The 1220-nt window shown below is 69.3% G+C and carries 1 protein-coding gene and 1 pseudogene; both read left to right on the top strand.

Annotated elements, in window-relative coordinates; translation table 11 throughout:
• A pseudogene (locus AOK01_RS45150) lies at window positions 1-166 on the top strand (hydroxymethylglutaryl-CoA lyase); the annotation flags it as partial.
• An 11-nt stretch (window positions 167-177) separates the two neighbouring features.
• On the top strand, window positions 178-1220 hold a 1043-nt coding region (locus AOK01_RS18680; RefSeq protein WP_055513108.1), incomplete at its 3' end, for an acyl-CoA dehydrogenase family protein.

Genomic DNA, 1220 nt, shown 5'->3' with positions numbered 1-1220 from the left:
CACCGGCAACCTCGCCACCGAAGACCTCGTATGGATGCTGACGGGCCTCGGCATCGACACCGGAGTCGACCTCGGCCTCCTCACCGCCACGAGCGTATGGATGGCCGAACAACTGGGCCGACCCAGCCCGTCCCGCACCGTCCGCGCCCTCTCCCACAAGGAGTGACCCCCATGCCCCTGGACCACCGCCTCTCCCCCGAACTCGACGAACTCCGCCGTACGGTGGCCGACTTCGCGCGAGACGTCGTGGCGCCGAAGATCGGTGACTACTACGAGCGTCACGAGTTCCCGTACGAGATCGTCCGTGAGATGGGCCGGATGGGGCTGTTCGGGCTGCCGTTCCCGGAGGAGTACGGCGGTATGGGCGGCGACTACCTGGCGCTGGGCATCGTCCTCGAAGAACTCGCCCGCGTGGACTCCTCGGTGGCCATCACCCTGGAGGCGGGAGTCTCGCTCGGCGCCATGCCGATCCATCTCTTCGGTACGCCGGAACAGAAAGCGGAATGGCTCCCCCGCCTCTGCTCCGGTGAGCTCCTCGGCGCCTTCGGCCTCACCGAGCCGGACGGCGGCTCGGACGCGGGGGCGACCCGTACGACGGCCCGTCTGGACGACGCGACGAACGAATGGGTGATCAACGGCAGCAAGTGCTTCATCACCAACTCGGGGACGGACATCACGGGCCTGGTGACGGTCACGGCGGTCACGGGCCGCACCGACGCCGGCAAGCCGCTGATCTCCTCGATCATCGTCCCGTCCGGCACGCCCGGCTTCACGGTCGCCGCGCCCTACTCGAAGGTCGGTTGGAACGCCTCGGACACCCGCGAGCTGTCCTTCGCGGACGTCCGCGTCCCGGCGGCGAACCTGCTGGGCGAACAGGGCCGCGGTTACGCCCAGTTCCTGCGCATCCTGGACGAGGGCCGCATCGCGATCGCGGCGCTGGCGACGGGCCTGGCCCAGGGCTGCGTGGACGAATCACTGAAGTACGCGAAGGAGCGCCACGCCTTCGGCCGCCCGATCGGCGCGAACCAGGCAATCCAGTTCAAGATCGCGGACATGGAGATGCGGGCCCACACATCCCGCCTGGCCTGGCGCGACGCGGCCTCCCGGCTGGTGGCGGGCGAGCCCTTCAAGAAGGAGGCGGCCCTCGCCAAACTCCACTCCTCCACGATCGCCGTGGACAACGCCCGCGACGCCACCCAGATCCACGGCGGCTACGGCTT

Origin of the sequence: Streptomyces aurantiacus, from assembly GCF_001418335.1 — a bacterium.
Classification (GTDB): domain Bacteria; phylum Actinomycetota; class Actinomycetes; order Streptomycetales; family Streptomycetaceae; genus Streptomyces; species Streptomyces aurantiacus.
Note: the sequence above shows the minus strand (reverse complement) of the source record. Positions and strands in the feature narration are given on the sequence as shown.